The sequence below is a fragment of the Haloarcula salina genome, assembly GCF_049603855.1.
GTDB classification, from domain to species: Archaea; Halobacteriota; Halobacteria; order Halobacteriales; family Haloarculaceae; genus Haloarcula; species Haloarcula salina_A.
Genome location: NZ_CP187146.1, coordinates 2,979,978 through 3,000,672 on the forward strand (window position 1 = coordinate 2,979,978; position 20,695 = coordinate 3,000,672).

15 protein-coding genes and 1 pseudogene are annotated in these 20,695 nt (G+C 64.7%); 7 read left to right on the plus strand and 9 right to left on the minus strand.

Translation table 11 applies throughout. From position 1 onward, the window contains the following. Positions 1-74: 74 nt before the first annotated feature. From ACOZ4I_RS15140 to ACOZ4I_RS15155, 4 genes are read right to left on the minus strand one after another with little or no spacing between them, the layout of a single operon-like run. Entirely contained in the window at positions 75-917 is an 843-nt protein-coding gene (locus tag ACOZ4I_RS15140; RefSeq protein ID WP_424000992.1) for an energy-coupling factor ABC transporter ATP-binding protein, read from the minus strand. Continuing rightward, positions 914-1,705, minus strand: coding sequence for a cobalt ECF transporter T component CbiQ (gene cbiQ / locus ACOZ4I_RS15145; protein ID WP_424000994.1), 792 nt, complete (start codon positions 1,703-1,705; stop codon positions 914-916). Before cbiQ ends, ACOZ4I_RS15140 begins: the two co-directional genes overlap by 4 nt. A 1-nt stretch (position 1,706) precedes the next feature. Beyond that, on the minus strand, positions 1,707-2,015 hold the full coding sequence (locus ACOZ4I_RS15150; protein ID WP_424000996.1) for a PDGLE domain-containing protein: 309 nt from the start codon (positions 2,013-2,015) through the stop codon (positions 1,707-1,709). After that, positions 2,015-2,653, minus strand: coding sequence for an energy-coupling factor ABC transporter permease (locus tag ACOZ4I_RS15155; RefSeq protein WP_424000998.1), 639 nt, complete (start codon positions 2,651-2,653; stop codon positions 2,015-2,017). Before ACOZ4I_RS15155 ends, ACOZ4I_RS15150 begins: the two co-directional genes overlap by 1 nt. A 119-nt stretch (positions 2,654-2,772) precedes the next feature. On the opposite strand from ACOZ4I_RS15155, the gene nikR reads away from it, so the two are divergent. From nikR to ACOZ4I_RS15185, 6 genes are all read left to right on the plus strand, one after another. Further along, entirely contained in the window at positions 2,773-3,183 is a 411-nt protein-coding gene (gene nikR / locus ACOZ4I_RS15160) for a nickel-responsive transcriptional regulator NikR (protein WP_424001000.1), read from the plus strand. Positions 3,184-3,586: 403 nt separating this feature from the next. Next, the gene (locus ACOZ4I_RS15165; RefSeq protein ID WP_424001002.1) at positions 3,587-4,900 is read left to right on the plus strand and encodes an urea ABC transporter substrate-binding protein; all 1,314 of its coding nucleotides are present in this window, start codon (positions 3,587-3,589) and stop codon (positions 4,898-4,900) included. Between the two features lie 4 nt (positions 4,901-4,904). Beyond that, positions 4,905-5,843: an urea ABC transporter, permease protein UrtB gene (gene urtB / locus ACOZ4I_RS15170; RefSeq protein WP_424001004.1), complete on the plus strand. Its 939-nt coding sequence runs from the start codon at positions 4,905-4,907 to the stop codon at positions 5,841-5,843. Further along, a complete protein-coding gene (locus ACOZ4I_RS15175) occupies positions 5,844-6,995 on the plus strand; it encodes an ABC transporter permease subunit (protein ID WP_424001006.1) in 1,152 nt (383 codons plus the stop codon). Continuing rightward, a complete protein-coding gene (locus tag ACOZ4I_RS15180) occupies positions 6,992-7,798 on the plus strand; it encodes an ABC transporter ATP-binding protein (RefSeq protein ID WP_424001008.1) in 807 nt (268 codons plus the stop codon). The genes ACOZ4I_RS15175 and ACOZ4I_RS15180 overlap by 4 nt, the downstream gene beginning before the upstream one ends. A gap of 2 nt (positions 7,799-7,800) precedes the next feature. After that, positions 7,801-8,499 (plus strand): ABC transporter ATP-binding protein, encoded by a 699-nt coding sequence (locus ACOZ4I_RS15185; RefSeq protein WP_424004822.1) that lies wholly within the window; start codon positions 7,801-7,803, stop codon positions 8,497-8,499. A 76-nt stretch (positions 8,500-8,575) separates the two neighbouring features. Here the strand turns inward: ACOZ4I_RS15185 and ACOZ4I_RS15190 are convergent, their stop codons facing one another. The 4 genes from ACOZ4I_RS15190 to ACOZ4I_RS15205 form a co-directional block, all read right to left on the minus strand. Beyond that, positions 8,576-10,516, minus strand: a complete 1,941-nt coding sequence (locus ACOZ4I_RS15190; protein WP_424001010.1) for an NEW3 domain-containing protein — start codon at positions 10,514-10,516, stop codon at positions 8,576-8,578. A 102-nt stretch (positions 10,517-10,618) separates the two neighbouring features. Then, a complete protein-coding gene (locus ACOZ4I_RS15195) occupies positions 10,619-11,410 on the minus strand; it encodes an ABC transporter permease subunit (protein WP_424001012.1) in 792 nt (263 codons plus the stop codon). Next, a complete protein-coding gene (locus ACOZ4I_RS15200; RefSeq protein ID WP_424001014.1) occupies positions 11,410-12,288 on the minus strand; it encodes an ATP-binding cassette domain-containing protein in 879 nt (292 codons plus the stop codon). Before ACOZ4I_RS15200 ends, ACOZ4I_RS15195 begins: the two co-directional genes overlap by 1 nt. A 452-nt stretch (positions 12,289-12,740) precedes the next feature. After that, complete coding sequence (locus tag ACOZ4I_RS15205; protein ID WP_424001016.1) at positions 12,741-14,147, minus strand: CAP domain-containing protein; 1,407 nt, start codon at positions 14,145-14,147, stop codon at positions 12,741-12,743. Positions 14,148-14,253: 106 nt separating this feature from the next. Between ACOZ4I_RS15205 and ACOZ4I_RS15210 the strand changes: the two are divergent. Beyond that, a pseudogene (locus tag ACOZ4I_RS15210) lies at positions 14,254-15,074 on the plus strand (IS5 family transposase); the annotation flags it as partial. A gap of 678 nt (positions 15,075-15,752) precedes the next feature. Here ACOZ4I_RS15210 and ACOZ4I_RS15215 read toward each other — a convergent pair. Next, the gene (locus tag ACOZ4I_RS15215) at positions 15,753-20,666 is read right to left on the minus strand and encodes a VWA domain-containing protein (protein ID WP_424001018.1); all 4,914 of its coding nucleotides are present in this window, start codon (positions 20,664-20,666) and stop codon (positions 15,753-15,755) included. Positions 20,667-20,695: the final 29 nt, after the last annotated feature.

The window sequence follows — 20,695 nt, forward strand, 5'->3', positions numbered from 1 at the left end:
CGCCCCTTCATCGGCAAGAGATTGAGATTCCAAAGTTACGGCCGAACACGACGGGGCGAAAGTGGCGAACTGTCTTACTTTCGGTCGTCGTCGGCGATTCCGTCAAGTCCGGCGACGGGCCCGGAGTCGCCGTCGAGGCGAGCGGCCGCCTCGGCGACGGTGAGGGGGACCTCGTCCGTCCGCCCGTCGAACAGCCGAACGATCTGTGGCGGGCGGAGCGCACAGTCGGTCAGCAGGTCGGTGTCGGTCAGGATGTCGCGGGTCGGCCCGTCGGCGGCGACGGTCCCCTCGGCGTCGAGCAGGACGACGCGGTCGGCGACGTGCGGGACGAGTTCGGCGTCCGGGGTCGAGACGACGAGCGTGACGCCGTCCGCGGCGAGGTCGTCGAGCAGGTCGAGAACCGTCGCGCGGTTCGCGGCGTCGACGTTGCTCACCGGCTCATCCAGCAGAAGCACGTCCGGTTCGACGGTGAGCGCGCTGGCGAGGGCGGCCCGGCGCTGCTCGCCGCCGCTGAGGCGGAAGGGCGGCTTCGAGAGCAGGCCGTCGAGGTCGAGTCGGTCCGCGACGCGCTCGACGCGCCGGTCCACCGCCTCGCGCGAGCACTCCAGTTGGGCCGGGCCGTAGGCCAGGTCCTCGCGGACGGTCGGATTGAACAGGTAGTCCGCGGGGTTCTGCGTGAGGACGCTCAGGCGACTGCGAACCGAATCGGCGTCGGTCGTCTCCCCGAAGTACCGGACTCGGCCGCCGTCGGGCTCGATCAGGCCGCCGAGCAGTTCCAGTAGCGTCGACTTGCCGGCCCCGTTCGGCCCGAGCAGCGCGACCCGCTCGCCGCGCTCGACGGTCACGTCGACGCCGTCGACCGCGAGCGTCCCGTCGGGGTAGGCGTACCGGAGGTCGGCGGCGTCGAGGACGGTCACGCGACCACCACCGCGACGGCGAGCGCGACGACGAGGCCGAACGCGAGGTCCGCCGCCCCGAGCGACTCACGGGACCGGACCGGCGTTCGACCCGTGCCCCCGCGTGCGCGGGCGGCCCGCTGGACGCGCTCGCCCCGCTCCAGACTGCGCACGAGGAACGAGCCGACGGCGTTCCCGGAGTCCCGCCAGGTGCGCCGCAGGCTCGGTTCCGCGACGGTCCGACTCCGGCGGGCGCGGACCAGCCGTTCGAGTTCGGCGAAGAAGAGGAGCAGATAGCGGTAGGTGATGCCGAGCAGCGAGACGGCGATGGGCGGCGCTCGCAGGCGGCGAAGCGCCCCGAGCAGGTCGGCAAAGCGCGTCGTCACCAGCAGGACCGAGAGGAAGCCGACGCAGGCCGCCACGCGGACGACGAAGGTGAGGACGTAGTCGACGCCGGCGGCCGACAGCGGGAGCGATCCGAGCGTGGGGCCGCCCATCAGCGCGGCCTGGGGGGCGACGACGACGAGCGCGAACGCCGGCGGCCCGGTCAGGCGACCGAGGAAGGTGCGGGCCGGAACCCGCGACAGCGCGGCGAGCGCGGCGGACAACAGCGCGAGCGCGGTGACCGTCGGGAGCGAACGCTGGGTCACGGTGAGCGCCACGAGCGCGACGATCCCCAGCAGTTTGACGCTCGGCGTGACGCGCTGGAGGAAGCCGTCGCGGTCCGGCAGGTCCTCGGCGAGCAGGAACCATCGGGCGCGCTCGGCGACGGTCGCGACCGTCCGGTCGAACAGGGCGCGCCCGCTCATCTCACCGCCCGTCGCCGGCATCTGCCCCGAGCAGCCGGCCGATGCCGACCCCGAGCAGGAGCGTCAGCGCGGTTCCGATAACGGCCGAGAGGAACGTGCCCGTCGGCCCGCCGAGGCCCGCGACGCCGTAGTCCGGGAACGGGGCCGTCCCGGTGGCGCTCGCGTGTTCGGTCGCGCCGGTCGCCTCGGCGGCGTTCTCTAGTGGTTCGGCGTAGCCGACCTGCCCGGCGGCCCAGCCGAAGACGGGTGTGAGCAGCGCCAGGACGAACAGTGCGGCGAGCGCGCGCGGGAGCCAGTCAGGCAGCGTCATCACGCGGTCACCTCGGCGACGGCGTCGGGTCGGAGGTCGGGGCGAGCGCGGGCGAGGTAGCGGTAGACGAAGGCGGTGATCGCGCCCTCGACGAGGCCGAGCGCGAGGTGGCCGACGCCCATGATGGCCAGCGTGGTCACGAGCTGGTACTCGAACGCCGAGGAGAGGCCGAGCTGGACGGCGGCGGCGAGCGCGCCGGCCGTGATGCCCAGCCACCCGGCGGCGAAGGCCGCCCGGAACTCGCCGAAGGGCGCGAGGAGGCGGTAGATCGCGTAGCCGACGTACACCTCGACGACGGCCATGTTGAACACGTTCGCGCCGAGGACGACGAGACCGCCGTCGCCGAAGACGAGCGCCTGAATCGCGACGACAGTGGCGACACAGAGCGCGCCCAGGTGGGGACCAAGGAGGATGGCGGCGAACGCGCCGCCGACGAAGTGGGCGCTCGTCCCGCCGGGGATCGGCCAGTTGAGCATCTGCGCGGCGAAGACGCCGGCCGCGACGACCCCGAGCAGGGGCGCGCGGCTGTCGGGAATCTCGCCGTTGACGCGCTTCGCCGCGAGGCTCAGCACGGCGACGGCGAGCGCGCCGACGGCGAGCGCGATGGGGAGATCGATGTACCCGTCCGGGATGTGCATGCTACCCGCTACTGCCGGCCGGGCGCTAATAATACTTTTTCATCGAACAGTATTACCGGCGAGTGGAGAGTATTACCGACGCCCGGATAGCCATATGGTCGCGGGCGTCTACGTCTGGTATGAGTGAGGACCTCGACCGAATCAGCCTGACGCTCCCGTCGTCGATGGTCGACCGGCTCGACGGCATCGTCGACGAGTGGGAGTACGCGAGCCGGTCGGAGGCGATACGGGACTCGCTGCGGGATTTCTTCGCGACCTACGAGTGGGAGTCCGGCGGCGAGCGCCACCACCACGGGACCGTCGTCATCGTCCACGACCACCACGTCTCGGGCATCGCCGACGACCTCCAGACGATCCAACACGAGATGGCCGAGATCATCACCTCGGTCCAGCACATCCACCTCTCGCACGACACCTGCATGGAGACGCTGGTCGTCGACGGAGCGGCCGGCGACATCACCGAGCTGGCCAACCGACTGCGCGCGCTCGGTGGCGTCCAGCAGGTCAAGGTCGTCGTCGTCGACGAGTAGCCACCGGGGTGCGCGCGAGCCATAGGCCCCCGATATCGGCCGGTTTTCGGGGCGAAGTAGACACAAATCTGATAGTTCGTTCGTCGATGCCGCGAACCGCCCGCACCCTCCCCCGTGTCCGGATCGTTCAGCGTCCGACCCGAAATGGTGAAAGATTCAAAATTTCCCGTCAGTATTGACCGATCACCTTGCTGTTTCTAATTTCCTTCCACGTCCTTATACACCTGAGTCTGTATGGAGGACAATATAAGATCAGAGTGGTAAACCTTATTTACTTCCTGCTGAACGGCAACACTGTGTACGAAATCATGGACGAACGTTCGGATATCTATGGAGAAGTTGCGAGTATGACCAGTGTTTGTGGGATCGATGGTGGACACCGCAGTGTTCTCGGAGGCCAGGCATGAACCGCTCGTCGATGAGCCGCCGGCAGTTCCTCGGGGCCAGCGGGGCCGCGGTCGTCGCCGGGCTGGCCGGCTGTTCGGGCGGCCAGGGCCAGAGCGGCGCGACGACCGACACCGCCAGTAGCGCCGACGTGGTCAAGATCGGCGTGCTGGAGGACCAGTCCGGGAACTTCGCGCTGGTCGGCGCGCCAAAGCACAAGGCGTCGATGCTCGCCATCGAGGAGATCAACGCCAACGGCGGCATCGACGGCAAGCAGATCGAGACCTACGCCAAGGACCCCCAGTCCGACAACCAGCGCTACCAGGAGCTCACCCGCGAGATGATCAACGAGAACGACGTCGACGTGCTCTGGGCGGGGTACTCCTCGGCGACCCGCGAGGCGATCCGGCCAACCATCGACCGCAACGAGCAGCTGTACTTCTACACCACCCAGTACGAGGGCGGCGTCTGCGACAAGTACACGTTCGCGGTGGGGCCGACGGCCCGCCAGCAGCTGGGCATCGTCCTCCCGTACCTGCGCGAGGAGTTCGGTCCGAAGATCTACACCATCGCGGCCGACTACAACTTCGGTCAGCTGTCGGCGGACTGGGTGAAGGTACTCGCGGACGAGAACGACGCCGAGGTCGTCGGCGAGGAGTTCATCCCGCTCAGCGAGTCCAGTTTCGGCTCGGTCATCAACAACATTCAGGACGCCGACCCCGACTTCGTGATGTCGATGCTGGTCGGCGCGAACCACACCGCCTTCTACAAGCAGAAGGCCTCCGCCGGCCTCGACGTTCCGATCGGCACGTCGACGGCGATGGCCCAGGGCTACGAGCACCGCCGCCTCGACCCGCCCGCGATGGCCAACATCTACGCCGGCGTCAACTACATGGAGGAGGTCCCGACGACGAGCAACACGAGCGACGGCGGCTTCGTCGACCGCTACTACGAGATGTACCCGGACGCCCCCTACCTCAACGAGGAGGCCGAGACGAACTACTTCTCGACGTACATGTACAAGAAGGCCGTCGAGCAGGCCGGCACGCTCGAACAGCCGGAGGTCATCGAGGCCCTCGAATCCGGCATCGAACTGGGGACCGAGCGCGCCCCCGAAGCGCCCGAAGGCGAGACGATCAAGCTCGACGGCGCGACCCACCACGTCGACCACCACATGTGGGTCATGAAGGCCGACGAACAGCACAACGTCGAGGCAGTCAAGAACGAGCAGATCCCCGAACAGTTCCTCTCGGAGACGGTCGGCTGTGACCTCACCGAGAAGACGGAGACCACGCAGTACACCCCGGTGGACTACTTCGAGGAGGCAGAGTAGCGGGATGGTAAACGGGATCAACCTCGCGTTACAGTTCCTCGATAGCTTCGCGTTCATCGTGCTCGCAGCGGCGGGGTTGGCCATCATCTTCGGCATCATGGGCGTCATCAACCTCGCTCACGGGGAGTTCATCCTCGTCGGCGCGTACGCGACGACGCTCTCGGCGACGAAGCTCGGCCTCCCGCTCGTGGTCGCGATGGTCGTGGGAACGCTCGTCACCGCCGCCTTCGGCGTCCTCGTCGAACGGTTCATCATCTCCGGGGCGGTCCCCAACTGGATCGGCCAGCGGACCGTCGGTCGCGACTTCGTCGAACCGCTGTACGACCGACTCGCGGACTCGATGGTCGCGACGTTCGGGCTCAGCCTCATCATGGTCCAGGGGGCGCGCGTCGTCTTCGGGAACTCCATCGACACGGTGGGCACGCCGTTCGGCAACATCGCCTACGGCGCGTTCTCGTACTCGACGTACCGCATCGTGCTCTCGGGAATCAGCATCGCGCTTCTGGTCGCGGTGTACTACATCTTCACCAAGACGGAGTACGGGATGACCGCCAGGGCGACGATTCAGGACGAGGAGACCGCCCGCGCGCTGGGGGTCGACACCGAGCGGATCTACATGGCGACGTTCGCCATCGGGTCCGGCCTCGCGGGGCTGACGGGCGCGCTGTTCGCCCCGACGCTCTCGATGCAACCGACGCTGGGCGACCAGTTCCTCGTCGAGGCGTTCGTCGCCGTCGTCGTCGGCGGCCCGAGCGTCGTCCTCGGCACGGCGCTGTCCGGCGGGGTGCTCGGTGCGATTCAGGCCGTGTTCACGAACCTCTACGGGACGTTCTTCGGCCGCATCGCGCTGCTCGCCGCCGCGATGGTCGCGCTCCGGTTCCTGCCGGACGGGATCACCGGCTTCATCGAAACGGTACAGAGCCGCAGACAGGAGGGCGAGTAGATGGCGACCGATACGCGAACGGACGGCGGCCAGTCGCTGTCCGCTCGGGTCCGCGCCCGCTTCGAGGGACCGAACACCATCGGGAACTCGAACGGGTTCTGGGTCGGCTTCCTCGTCGCGGTCGCGGCGCTGGTCGCCTTCCCGCTCGTGGGGAACGCGGAGCAGTTCTCGCTGTTCCTCGTCCTCTCCCTGCTCGGCCTCTCGCTGTCGGTCGTGTGGGGGTACACCGGCGTGCTGAGCTTCGGTCAGGTCGTCTTCTTTGGCCTGGGCGGGTACACCTTCGCCGTCGTCTCCATCAACTTCGCCACGCCGGGCGGCATCACCGCGGCCGTGCTGGCCGGCGTCGTCGGCGGCGGCCTCGGTGCCGCCGTGCTCGGCTACTTCATGTTCTACGGCGGCGTCCGCGACGTGTACGTCACCATCATCACGCTCGTCGCGACGATGGTGCTGCACACGTTCATGGCCCAGACCGCCGGCTCCGAGTGGACCATCGGCGAGGCCGCCCTCGGCGGCTTCAACGGGATGCCGGACATCCCGCTGCTGAAACTCGGCGTCGGGGCCGCGTCGTTCCAGTTCATGTACAACGCGATTCCAGTCTGGGTCCCCGGGTTCGGGACGGTCGAACTCGACCCGTTCTACTACCTCGCGCTGGTCCTGCTCGTCGGGACGTACCTCGGCCTGCGCGCGCTCGTCAACTCCGACTACGGCCGCGCGATGGTCGCCGTCCGCGAGGACGAGGACCGCACGCGGATGTTCGGCTACAACGTCAAGCGCATCAAACTGGTCGTGTTCATCCTCGGCGGCGCGCTCGCGGGCCTCTCGGGCGTGCTGTACGCCGCGCGGAACGTGTTCATCGATCCGACGGTGTTCACGCTGCTGTTCGCGACGCTGCCCGTCATCTGGGTCAGCGTCGGCGGCCGCAAGAGCCTGCTGGGCGCGATCATCGCGACCATCGCCATCGAGTACATCCGCGTCACCCTCGGCGGCGAACTGGCCCTCGTCTTGCTCGGCGCGCTGTTGCTTGGGACCATCCTGTTCCTCCCCAACGGCATCGTCCCGTGGGTGCACACGCAGGTCAGACAGAACCGCCCCGCCCCCGCGGACGCCGAGGGGCCGGAGACGCCCGATCCGACGGAGGCGAGCGAATCATGAGCGAAAGCGAGAGTGAATCACGACCGGAGTCGCTGGGACCGAACGTCCGCCAGACGGCCGCCGAGATGGCCACTGGCGACCGAACCGACACGCTGTTGCAGACCGACGGGCTGGTCAAGCGCTTCGGCGGGTTCACCGCCACCGACGACGTGGACTTCGGCGTCGCGTCGGGCGAACTGCGCTGTCTCATCGGCCCGAACGGGGCCGGCAAGTCGACGCTGCTGAAGCTCATCACCGGCACGTACGAGGCCAGCGAGGGACACATCTACTACGACGGCCACGACATCACCGACCTGGAGCCACACGAGCGGGTCCAGCGAGGGATCAGCATGAAGTTCCAGGTCCCGTCCGTCTACGGCGACCTGAGCGTGCGCGAGAACGCTCGACTCCCCATCCAGCGCTTCGCCGACGGCGCGGAGCGACGCGAGCGCGTCGATCGAGCCATCGAGGCGGCCGGTCTCACCGGCTACGAGCACGTCGACGCGAGCGCGCTCTCACACGGCCAGCAACAGCAACTGGAGATCGGGATGGCGGCGTCGCTGGAGCCCGACCTCCTCCTGCTGGACGAACCGGTCGCCGGCCTCGACGTGGCCGAGCGCGAGGCCATCGCCGAGCGCGTGACCCGGCTCAACGAGGAGGAGGGCATCGCCTTCGTCGTCATCGAGCACGACACCGACTTCGTGGCCTCCATCGCCGACGAGGTGACCGTCCTTCACAACGGCGAGGTATTCAGGGAGGGACCGATCGACGAGGTCAAGGCCGACCCCGCGGTCCAGCGGATCTACCTGGGGGAAGAGGAATGAGCCTGCTCGAACTCGACGGCGTCACCGCCGCCTACGACAGGACGCCCATCCTCCGGGGCATCGACCTCTCGGTCGACGAGGGCGAGATCGTCGGCGTGATGGGGAAAAACGGCGTCGGAAAGACGACGCTGCTGAAGACGGTGATGGGCCTGCTCGAACCGACCGAGGGGAACATCCGCTACGCCGGTACGGACGTGACGAGCGCCTCGGCCGACGAGCGCGCCCGGGCCGGGATCGGCTACATCCCGCAGGGCCGGGACGTGTTCCCGAAGCTCACGGTCGAGCAGAACATCAGGATGGGCGAGAAGATCCGGGCGGACAGCGACGAGACGCTGTACGACCAGATCTACGGCTACTTCCCCATCCTCGAAGAGCGGGCGAGTCAGGACGCCGGCACGCTCTCGGGCGGCCAACAGCAGATGCTCGCCATCGCGCGGGCGCTGGTCTCGAACCCCGACCTCCTCCTGCTCGACGAACCGAGCGAGGGCATCCAGCCCTCCATCGTCGACCAGATCAGCGAGGACATGCAGGCCATCAACGAGGACCTCGGCACGACCATCCTCTTCGTCGAGCAGAACCTCGGCGTCATCCGCGAGATGGCCGACCGCTGTTACGCGATGGAGCGCGGCGAGATCGTCGACGAGGTCGGCCCGACGACGCTGGCCGACGAAGACGCCATCGCCGAGTACCTCGCGGTCTGAGACGGCGCTCGGTTCGACGCACTCTTTTCGGTCGCCTCAACCGCCAAACGAGGCCTTCGGCCGGCGACTGCGCCGCTTACCGACGGAGCCACCACCAGCCGGCACCGAGCACGACCGCCGCGAGCACCGCCGCACCGACGACGACGGCGGTGTCGCCGCTCGGCCCCGTGGGTTCCGCGATCGTCACCTGCACGAGCGACGCGTCCGTGCGGACGGTGTCGCCGTCGGCCGTCTCGGCGGTCGCGTTGAGCGCGACGGCGTGGGTGCTCTCGACCGCGTCCTCCGAGACCGTGAGTTCGAAGCCGAGCGTCGCAGTCTCGCCGGGGTCGAGCGCACTGACGAACGCGCTCGGCGACTCGCTGGTGAACGGCGGGGCGGTCGCCAGGCTGACTCGCACGTCTTCGAGGCGCGCGTCACCGACATTCGTGACGCGGACGCGGAGCCTGTTGCTCGTGTCGATGCCGTAGCTGGCGTTTACCGCCTCGAACGCGAGGCGGTCGGGCTGGGGCGCGACATCACCGCGAAGGCGGAGCGGTGGGCTCTCCCTGGCGTCGTCGCCCGGTCCCTCGTAGCGGACGGTGAGGTCGAACGGCCGGGGGCCGGCCTCGGCCGTCGGCGCGACCGCCGCGTCGAACGCGAAGTCGGCCGACGAGCCCGCATCGAGATCACCGAGGGCGTACGTGGTCTCCGCGAACCGGACGTTCGGCGACGGAGAGGAGACGACGACCACGGCCTCTCGTGCCGGCGTGGGACCGCGGTTGACGACAGTCCCACGCACCTGCCCCTCCTCGCCGACGGCCAGCGAGACGGCGGCGTCGCGGACGGCGAAGTCGGGGTCGGGCGCGACGGTCACCCCGACGCTCGCGGGTCTGGCAGAGGCGTCGACGCCCGCGGCGGTCCGGTAGTCCACGGCCGCGTCGAGCGTGTAGGTCCCGCCGTCAGTCCCGGGCGGCGCGGTCACGCCGACGGTGACGGTCCGCTCGGCCCCGGCCGGCCAGTCCCCGAGGTACCGGGTGGTCGCGCCGCCGCCGTCGACGGTGAGCGCCCCGTCAGTCGACCGGAGGGCGAGCGTGGCATCGCGCGTCCGCGGCCCGTCGTTCCGGAGCGTGACGGTGAGCGTCCCCGTCCCGCCGGCTGCCACGTCGCTCGCCGCGTCGGTGACGACGAACCGGCGACCGGCCCGTGGCTCGACCCCGACGACGCCGGACTCGTCGGTCCGCCGGACGCCGCGGTCGTCGTCGAACGCCGTCGTCACCCGGAAGGGGTAGGTCGCGTTCGTCGCCGTCTCGGACGCCGAAACCACGTAGGTGAGCGTCCGCCGCTGGTCGGGTTCCCACGCGCCGGCGTACTGGCTCGACGACCCCGACGACCCGACCCGTACGTCCGGGTCCAGCGAGTCGAGCGAGACGGCCGTCTCGTTGGCCGCCTCGCTCCCGACGTTCTCCAGCGTCACGGACACCGTGCCGACGCTCGCCGGCCCCACGTCGCCCTCGGTATCGACGACTGCAAAGCGGGCCCGCTCAACGACCCGGACCGTCACCGACAGCGTCTCCTCGACCGTCCGCGTCCGGGAGAAGCCCCCGCCCTCGTCGATCTCCGCCGTGTGCGTGTACGTCACGCGGAGGGGGAGCCGATAGGTCCCCGGCGAGGCGTCCTCGTCGACCGAGACGGTGAACGGGACGACCCGCTCCCCGCCGTCGGCGACGCTCCCGACGCTCTGGCGACCAGTGGTGACGGAGAGCGGCGCGCCGTCGGCCCGGAGTCTGGCGCTGACGCCGGTGGCGGTGAGGACGCGCTGGTTCAGTTCCGGGTTCGTCGTCGACATGGTCTCCAGTTCGCCCGCGTTCGTGAGCGTCACCTCGAGCGTCGCCTCTTCGCCCGCGACGACGCGGTTCTCGGCGAGCGAGGCGGAGAGTTCCGGCGACCCCTCGACGAACCCGACCACGACGCCCGAGGCGAGCAGCGAGCACACGACCACGACGGCCAGCAGCCTCGCTCCGGCGGCGAGTCGGCTCATGCGGCCTCCGTCGAACGGCTCGTCTCGGTGGCGATCCCGCCGTCGTGTCGTGTGGTAGGGTCGTACATTGGTTGTCGGTGGGTCAGCGGTCGGCCGCAGTCATCAGATGTCCCGCCGTTCGAACAGGACGACGCTCACGCCGACGCAGGCGATGGCCCCCGCGAGCAGGACCAGCGCGCCGGCCACGTCGTAGGTCCCCTCGCCGAGGATGTCCACGGGGCTGTAGTACCGCGTCGGGCTGAGGGCCCCGAGCCACTCGAAGTCGGTATCGGTGCTCACCGTGTCCAGCAGGAACAGCCCGAACACCGCGCCGATTCCCCCGCGCTGGGCGATGTCGGCGCGGTCCAGGCGGACGGACAGCAACAGTCCGACGCCGGCGCAGGTCAGCAGGTACGGGATCGAGAGCAGGTGGAGCGCGAACAGCGACACCGGATCGATCGACTCGCCGATGGCGAAGAGGCCGACGTAGACGACGAACGGCGTCACCAGATTGACACCGAGGACGGGGACCAAAAGCGAGAGGTACTTCTCGATCAGGACCCGCGAACGCGAGATCGGCGTCGCCAGCAGCATGTCCAGCCTGCCGGACTCGACGTCCGCCGCGACGAGCGCGCCCGCGCTGTAGGCGAGGTACAGCCCGAGTAACAGAAGCCAGAGGAACTGGTACATCTCGACCGAGAGGAACCCCTCGACGGTCGAGAAACTCGCCGACCCGATGAACCCCTCCCGGAACGCCGGCGGGAGGCTCTCGACGTACTCCTCGAAGTCGACGTTCGACTCGGCGATCGACGGGTACAGGAAGACGATGAGCAGCGCGTAAACCGCGAGCAAGGCCGTGAGGACGGCCGTCCCCCGCACTCTGCGGCGCCCCTCGTAGCGGGTCACCTCGAACATCAGTCCTCACCGTAGAAGTGCATGAACACGTCTTCGAGCGGCGGTTCCTCGATTTCGAGATCGACGATGTCGTACTCGCCGAGCAGCGACACGAGGGCGTTGTAGTCGCCGGTGAACGTGAACTGGACGCCGTCGTCGAAGGACTCCAGATCGACGATGCCCTCGCCCTCGAGCCCCGACGGGCCGATATCGGATCGCGTGTGAACGCGAACGCGCTTCCCGCCGCGCCGGAGCAGCGCGTCGATGTCCTCGAGCGCGACGAGTTTCCCCTCGCGGATGATCCCCACCCGGTCACAGACCCGCCGGACCTCGCCGAGGACGTGCGACGAGAAGAACACCGTCTTGCCCTGCTCGCGCTCGCCCCGGAGAAACTCGTTGAAGGCCTCCTGTTTCAGCGGATCCAGCCCCGAGGTCGGCTCGTCCATGATGACCAGTTCCGGGTCGTGCATGAACGCCTGGACGATACCGACCATCTGCTTGTTGCCCCGGGAGTACTCCCGGATCTTCCGGTCGAGCGGCGGATCGAACAGTTCCAGCAGTTCCTCGCGGCGCTCGTCGCCCTTCAGCGCCGCCTGGTAATCGAGGTACTCGCTACCGGTGACCTGCTCGTCGAGGCCCGGATCGCCCGGCAAGTAGCCGATCTCGGCCTTCGCGTCGATGAGTTCGGCCTCGTCGCGCACGTCGTGGCCGAGCACCCTCGCGGTCCCCTCCGTCGGCGACTGAAAGCCGAGCAGGTTTCGGATCGTGGTCGTCTTCCCCGCGCCGTTCGGCCCGAGGTAGCCGAAAATCTCGCCCTCCCGGACGGTGAACGTCAGGTCGTCGTTGGCCCGCACGTCGCCGTAGTGCTTGCTCAACCCCGACACCTCGATCGCCGCCATAGCCAAATATGACGGCAGATGCACATAATATTTTAGACGGATCTGGCTGTCCGAGCGGCGGTGTCGGTGCGATTCAGCGCGCTGACCGCGCGCTCGCCGCGTCCGCCTTTCCAGAAGTATGGGCCCTGCCAGGACGAGGATGGGACCCCGACAGGACGCATTCATCCTTTTCGGACGCCAATCAATCCGGTCATACTCGAAAGAGTTGTCTTTGAATTCACCAACAACAGTCGAAAATATCGGGTGTAAGTCGGATCCAATCGTAAACCCACCAAGTGAAAAACGAAATCAAGGTGGCCGCAGACTTGAGGAATTACGCCATATGTTTGACGATCGAATTAGATCAAGTACGACCGTGGTCTCGTGACTCATCCACGTTTTGAGTTCAACGGAATCAGATCTCTACCACTAAATGAATCCTTCACCGAGGCCAGAGTCTCATATGGGCGGGATCAACAGAAATTCTGCGTCGCGTATATTCGAGTCATACCATCGACTTCGACCACAGAGACACCAATCCCTTCTGACTCGAATCGCGCTCTAAGAATGTTCTCTCGGTGGCCCGTAGAGTTCATCCAGCCATTGACGAGTCCGACGGCAAGTTCCTGCTCGGTATCGTAATAGCGAATCCCACCGTCCGTCCGAACAGTCTCTTCCCAATACGTGTAAGCAATATTCTCGCCACCGGCACAGTCGATACCGAATTGTCGGTAGCGGTCTTCGAGGGACTCGCCGTCTGGAGAGTCATGAGCGAAGTACCCCTCCGTAGCCATGTCCCTCGAATGATAGCGAGCAACTTCTGCAATATCAGAGCGATGTTCCAACGGGTTCCGACCATTTGCGGTCCGTCGCTGATTTATTTCCTCATGTACCGCCGCCTCAACGGCTGAGATATCAATTTCACCTGTACCACTATTTGCCGATTGGCCGTCGGATGTGGAAGTCTGCGTGGTTTCAGTGGACCCGCTGGCTGTTGTCGATATATCCGTTGACCCATTCACAGACAGATTAGCAGCAAGCGCTGAGAGAGGGCGGTGGATGCCAGCCTGTTCAGCGATCTCTGTAGACGTTTGGTCCACTGGTTCAATGCCTGTCCCGACAGTCATCCCTATAAGGCCGGCGGCGAGTGAGAGAACCGCCGCGACAATCAGCGTCCGCTTCGTCCACCGGATTCCGCGCCGTTTCCACAACAGCCAGTTAGGCCAGTGAGTGGCAATCCGGAGCACCGGCAGCCCTGCCTTCCAGCCACACCGATGGCAGGTTGTGAACCGATCTGTTCGTCGCCGTGAGACCCACTGTCCGCAGTGTGGGCAGTCACCGTTGTACCGCGGTCCTGCACTAGCCCCAGCAAAGAGTTTCTGAATCGGCTCGACAAGAGAACTTGCTGTGTGAGATGCAGACTCCGACGCGTCTCCACTGACGATACTCCCGTCAGTAGCTACGTCAGGACTGCTCTCATATTGTCTCTCTCTCGAAGGAGGGTGTGCCTCATTCGCTGGTTCTGTGTCTTCTTGGTCTGCGCTCTCGTCATCCTTCGTTCCAGAATCGTCGAGATCTGGTTTCCTTGGCGGGCCCGATGTGTGTTCTGATGGACTGCCGTCGTTCTCCCCGAGAACAACGTCCGACTTCGCCTGGCGAAATTCTGGCCCTAACGTCTCTGCAGAATGAAGAGCGGGGCAATTGTGCTTTTCAGGGAGAACGTGCTCAGAACAGAACGTTCCCTGGCAGTACGTGCAATTGTTTGAGAGGCCCCCATCTTCCCCACAGATGTTGCATCCTGCCATCCAATTCTTGGGTTCTACTTGCTGAATTGGTATCAATATTGTGACTACCTTGCATACAAATACAGCTCTAGTCATCTGTCTATCATTTGCTGTTCAGACAGGTTGCTCTGGTGAATCGCTGGACAGCGTCGGCTTCGACCGTCAGAACTAGGACGTTGAAGCGGGAAACCGCCGATGCTCTATGTCGAAGATCTCCCGCTTCACAAGCAAAGCGGTCCAGTTAGCTAAAAATGCTGTTGGTGAGCGAGGCGAAGTCGCCGCCCCCGAAGGGGGTGGCGGCTTCGCCGAGTATGCGGTGGTGTCGCTGCACTGTCTGCGGGTTTACCTGGAGAAATCCTACCGAGAAGCACTTGATTTGCTGAGCGAGATGCCACAAATACTTGGGGAGATCGGCCTCAGCGCGGCCGATCTCCCCGACCACTCCACGCTAGTCAAGTGGTTTGACAGAATCAAGACAGCACTCTGGCGAGTGCTGCTGCGCCTGTCGGCGCAGCTGCACAAGCCGAGCGGACACGCCGCCATTGACGCGCATTTTTCGACCGAGAAACCGCTAGCAAGCACTACTGTCGGCGGACGAATTACCGCGTACAGACGCTCAAAACAACTGCTCTCGTCGACACAGAAAGCCAAGCCATTCTAGACGTTCACTGTACGACCGAGAAACGCCACGACACACAGCTCGGCTGGCAGGTCGCCCGCCGTAACGCGGGCAATCTCGCCAGCCTCGCTGCCGACAAAGGCTACGACTGGATGCAGTTACGCGACAAACTCCGCGAAGAGGGCGTAAGACCGCTGATTAAACACCGAGAGTTCCGGCCCATCGATCACGCGCACAACGCGCGGATCGATGGGCCTCGATACCGCCAGAGAGCGATGTGTGAGACCGTTTTCTCCACGATCAAGCGCACGCTCGGCGACACCGTGCGTGCGCGAGCTTGGTACGGTGAATTTCGTGAACTCGTCTTGATGTGTGTGTGTGTTTCACAACATCAAGCAGTCTCTGAAACAGTGAAATCAAGCTACGTCTGGCGATTCACCACGGCCGGACAGTCGTATATGATACCGTCGTGGCGTAGGCGTTTAACCTGGTCCCCGCAAAGAAACGCTGGGTCGTGGAAGCCAGATACTGGTCTGCATGGCTGTAGTGCGCTATGATGCGCCATCAAGACCACGCTGGAAATTCCCCAGGCACTCCACGTTTTCAATCCGGTTAATACCTTAGTCGCCCTGACTACGGACGAGGGAGATCAACAGGTAATTCGCTACGTTCGTTGATCGCATTGCCAACGTAAGCCAAATCTCCACTCTCGCCAACTGCTGTGCGCTCATAATAATCTGTTGAGAGATGCCGATTCGCTTGGCCCCAGAGGTCAGGTGAATCAAATACCACATATCTTGGTATCCGGTCATCAGTAACCGAGATATCCGATGACCCATTCACAGTCCCAATGACAATTGTCCGGAATAAGGTCCCATTCTGGTCATAAAGGAGGACAGAGACATTGGTGTATTGACCTGGCCCGCTGTAATAAGCCTCGCCAATGGTCCCATTTAACACGAACTCTCCTTCCTGTACTTCGATTGTACCAGCATACGAGAGTTTTCCACCCTGATCACCGCACCCTGCAAGAGGGAGAATAGATAGCACTACGATGAATATGAGAAATACTCGCATAGCAGTCACGGTTCACTCACTGTGGTCAGTTCTTCAATGCTGAATGGATAGTATAGTTTTCCATTATGATAGTGTGCGATATTACTGTCCCACCCGAATCTCATTACACTCCAGTCATTTGAACGGCCCGGGATATCCTCTGGGGTCTGGTCATCTGGTGCCTTACTACCCTCGTACCCACTATACACTTCACCGAAGGGTAAGGGCTTCCACGAGTCATCATTCTCACCAGCACCGAACGAATGGCCTATCTCGTGCATCGCCACGTGGGCAGCCACCACCTGCGTCTCATTCTCATAGGGAGATTGATTCAGATGACGGTGATTTACCCTACCAAGGAGACCCGAATTCGCGATTGACTCCGCATAGACGTACATTCCAGTACTCGGTACCTGGACAGGTTTATATGATTCTGACGTGGCGTAGCCATTAAACCCGGTTCCAGAGAAGATGCTTTCTGTGGTCACTGCCATGTACTGATCGGCATCCGTAGATTTCGAAAGCGGCGCACTATCTGCGATGGGATCAGATACTCGTTCGTCGCGAACGATATCAATGTCTATCCCATAGAGTGCGTAGTTCTCTTCGATCCCACGCTCCCATCCTGAGTCGTTCAGGCGCTTGTTCGGCAATCCCTCCACGAAGTCAGTCTCAATGGATAGGTCAACAGTCTCACTCTGTGTGGTTGGATCCATCTCCCATTGTAGCTCCCCGACTTGAAGATTGGAACGTTCCACACGGCCATCGTTGTCATAATCGACCGTTGCCGCCGTAACACTCCCCGGCACATTGTGGACCTGCCAGCGATCGTGAACGCCAGCCTGCTCTTCGACGATCTCACTTCCTTCGATACCGTCCCCACTCTGCAGATGCTCCCGGTACAACACGACGTTGTCGGTGTGCCCAACGCCGTAGACGCCGATCCAGCCGTCCCAGTAGCCGTCGTCATCCGTGTCCGGTGTCGTCGGATCTGTCTGATAGGTCTCGCCGAGCTGGCTGACCTGGACTCCATCCATCTCCTGACCGTCCGTGAGGCCGTCGTCGTCGGTGTCTGGATCCCATGGGTCGGTCTGGTACTCCAATGCGGGGTTCAGCCCCGGATGGTGGTAGTTCGGGTCCACCGTTCGAATTTCGTTGCGATTCGACACCCAGTAGTCCGATCGCGATTGGCCATCGAGTCCTGTGAACGTGTATCGGTCGAACCCGGTTTCGCTGTCGACCGTTACGAAGTCGAACGAATCGCTCGCGTCCGTGAAGTTCGGATCCGAGCGGTCCTCGACACCGTGCATGCGGTCGGTGTCCAGCCCCATCTGGTTCGTTAATCCCGCACGAGTGTACGAACTCGGGCCACCAAACACCTGCTCGAACCGCTGCTCGCGCTCGGCGGTGATTCCGTAGGTTCGTTTGGCGCTCGGGTCGGTGTGCGTGAGATTCTTCTCTTCGGGGTCGGTCAGGCCGTCCTCGTCGGTGTCGAGCGTTTTCGGGTCCGATGTCACAGTGATCTTCTGGGACGGTTCTGCACAGGACCCTTCCTCACAGGCGTAGTCGTACCGATACGGGTCGGCGTGGCCGGTCTTGTTGACCACGGAGATATTCCATCCGTTGACTTCCGTCGAATCGTTAATCGTATCGCCGTCGGTGTCGGTTTTCGTCGGATTGCTGTTGATCCGCCAATAGCCACCGCGCACTGACTGAGCGACAGCTTCGCCGTCCGTGACGACGGTGAACGCCTGCGTCCGGACGTGAACTGACTTGACTTCTTCGCCGTCGGTCAGGCCGTCACCATCCGTGTCAGGATTATTCGGATCAGTGGAGAACGGTTCGACCGTCAGCGGCAGTGACGATCGCGTGAACCCGCCCGTTTCGGTCGCGTCAGGCAGGCCATCCCCGTCGCTGTCTGTGACCTGTCCACCCGTCGTGTTCGTCGCCACGCGCGAGAACACTTCGGGTAGTTCGTTCGCGTCCGACGCGAAGTACGCCTGGCCGCCGGTGGTGTTGGCGACCTCGCGCAACAGCGGTTTGTCAGCACCGCCGAAGCCGACCGCGTACACCGTGATGTCCTCCTGGGCGGCGCGTTCAGCCTGGGCAATCGTCTTTGCATCCGAGCCCGCGCCCGGTGCGTTTTTCCCGTCCGAAAGCAGCACGATGGCACGCCGATGCGATGGGTTGCTGTGGGCGAGCTTGTAGTCGATAGCGTCTCCGAGGCTCGTGTTGATGGCCGTCCCGCCTCGCCCGCCGTGATAGTTGATCCCCTCGATCGTCTGGTTTACCTGGTCGTGATCGGTGGTGTAGTTCTGCTTGATCTCCGCCTCGTTGGCAAACACCGCGACTGCCGCCCGGTCGGTGTCGAGGAGACTGGCCGTGAACTCCTTGCCGGCGTCCTTGGCGATGCCGTTCGGATCGTTCCCGTTCATCGATCCCGACGTGTCCATCAACAGCACCACGTCGAGGGGCCTTACGGTCGTGTTGCCCCCGGCGTTCTGGGTTGCGTTCGCGGCGGGAACCGACGTGAAACTGTCCTTCCACTGGGAGACGTCCAGCACCACGTACCGCGAGAAGTGTTCGGTGTCGGCAGTGACGGTGCCCTCGCTGGTGTCGACAGTCGAGTTCACCGGCTCGAAGCCCTGTGCTGACTCGTTCCAGCGGAAGACCGCCAGCTGGCTGGTGGTACTCGCTGCCGACGCGTCGTCGACCTCGAAGGTGAGCGTCGCGTTGGTGACCGCTCGCTTCGAGCGAATATCGACGACCGGACTCACGGCGGTCGAGTCCATCTGGGGCGTGTCGAATCGCCCGGTTTCGTCGGCGGCGATGGAGACACTGCCGGCGACGTTGCCCTGACCGGTAACGTCGACGGTCAGGCCGACGGACTGGTTCCGTGCCGTGGAGGTGTAGGTTTCGTTGCCGTCGACGATACCGTCACCGTCGGTGTCGGGATCCAGCGGATCGGTGTTGAACGGGACCGTCAGTTCGGCACCGTCAGCCAGGAAGTCCTGATCCGTGTCGGCAGCGAGCGGGTCCGTCCCGCGGTCGAGTTCGTCGGGATCAGTCAGGCCGTCGCCGTCGGGGTCGGCGCCCAGTGGGTAGGTCCCCGCAGCCAGTTCCGCCTCGTGCGTGAGGGTGTCATTGTCGGGGTCCTCACGGTTGTCCGTGACGTTGTCGCCGTCGGTATCGGGATTCAGTGGGTCCGTCTGAGTGATCCGCTGTTCGCCCCCGTCGCTCAGGTTGTCGCCGTCGGTGTCGGCGACCATCGGATCCGTCCCGAGGTCTCGTTCCGTGAGCGTTCCGAGGCCATCGCTATCGTAATCCTCGCGGCCGTCGATCGTTCCGTCGTCGGCTTCGGTGGCGTTCGTCGCGTTGGAGTCGCTGTCGAAATCCAGCGGATCCGTGCCCGTCACGCGACGCTCGTAGGCCATCTCTAGCCCGTCACCGTCGAGGTAAAGGGTGGCCGTCGCGTCGTCGCTGGGACGGCCCTCGTCGTCGACCCACTCGTGGTCGTCATCGTCGCCACGCCAGCCTTCGTTCTCCTCGTCGTCGCCACGCCAGCCCTCGTTCTCCTCGTCGTGTGCTGAATCGCGGTGGTCGTCGTCCCAGGAGCGCCCCGACCGACGGTTGTCAGATCGGTCGGGTCGACCACGCGAATTGCCAGTGCCAGCGGCTGGTCCCGTCGCGTCTCGACGATGCCGGTCGCGCCTGTTCGCCCGGTCGCGCGAGGGATGCTCGGTGACACGGTCGTTCCAGTCGTCCGTCCAGCGGCTAGTTCGGCCACGGCGGTCGCGGTCCCGGTGACGTCGGTCCCGGTCGGCGGCTGTTTCGTTGACGCTGACCTCGATCGTATTCACCCGCTCGGTCAGGTTCACCACCGCTCGATAGGACACGTTTTCTCCGGGCGCGGCGAGCTTGCTCCTCGGAGCTGTCGTCACCGTCCGATTGTCGTTGATAGTGATCGTGACGGTATCGAGCCTGGCCGGGCGAACCGTCGAGACGGTCCCCGTGATGCGATAGCTGACCGTGCGGTTGCCGTCCCGAACCGGGTCGGCCGTCTGGTCGATAGTCACCTGCGGATCGGTGTCGCGGTCGACCGTCTCGAGGGCGAGTTGTGACTGGCGGTGTGCGATCCGGAGGTGGTGCAACGCCCGCGCTCTGCTGGCGATGTCGCGGCGGTCGCCACCGCGCGCAACGGTGCGCTCGGCGCGGTCGAGTGCTCGGTCGGCGATCCGAAGATGGACCTCGGCGGCACGTTCGCGCCCGCGGGTACCCTCGTCGTCGCCGTACTGATCGAGCACTCGACGCGCGTCCGCGACGGCGACGTGAGCGGACGCGTTGTCGGCCGCGTACACGAGCCGTGCCGCCCGGCGGGCGTCGTCGCGAGCACCTCCCTCACGGCCGTGTTGAAGCTGTCGCAGCGCAATCGCGTCATCGGTGAAGACGCGACTCTCGTTGACCCGGACCGGGTCCTGATAGTACTGGAGCGTGCGGTTGCTGCGAGCGTGTGCCCAGTCGACCCGACGGTCCTGCCCCCGGTGGCCGTCCGTCTCGATCGAGTCGATCAACTGGACGGCGTAATATTTCTTGACGATCGGCGGTTCGGTCGTCAGGTTCGTCGGGATACTGGTCTGTGGACTAGTGTCGGTCTGATTGGACCTCGTCCGTGACTGGTTTTCTGCTTCTGTGGAGTGCTCCGTCGGCGGAGACTTGGGATCGGTCCCAGGCAGACCCACTTCCGATCCCGACGGTTCCGCTTCCTCCGGCGTCGCTGTCGCGACTGGAGTCGATTCCGTCTCTGTCGGCTGGTTCCCAGCCTCAGTCGATTGTGCCGCCGCGATACCCGCAACCGGTGTGATAGTCGATAAGACGATTGCTGTTGCTATGAGGACTGCAAGCCCCTTTCCACCCAAACCCATATTTCCGAACTCGTTCACTTTGACTTAAAACTATGTTTTATACCGGG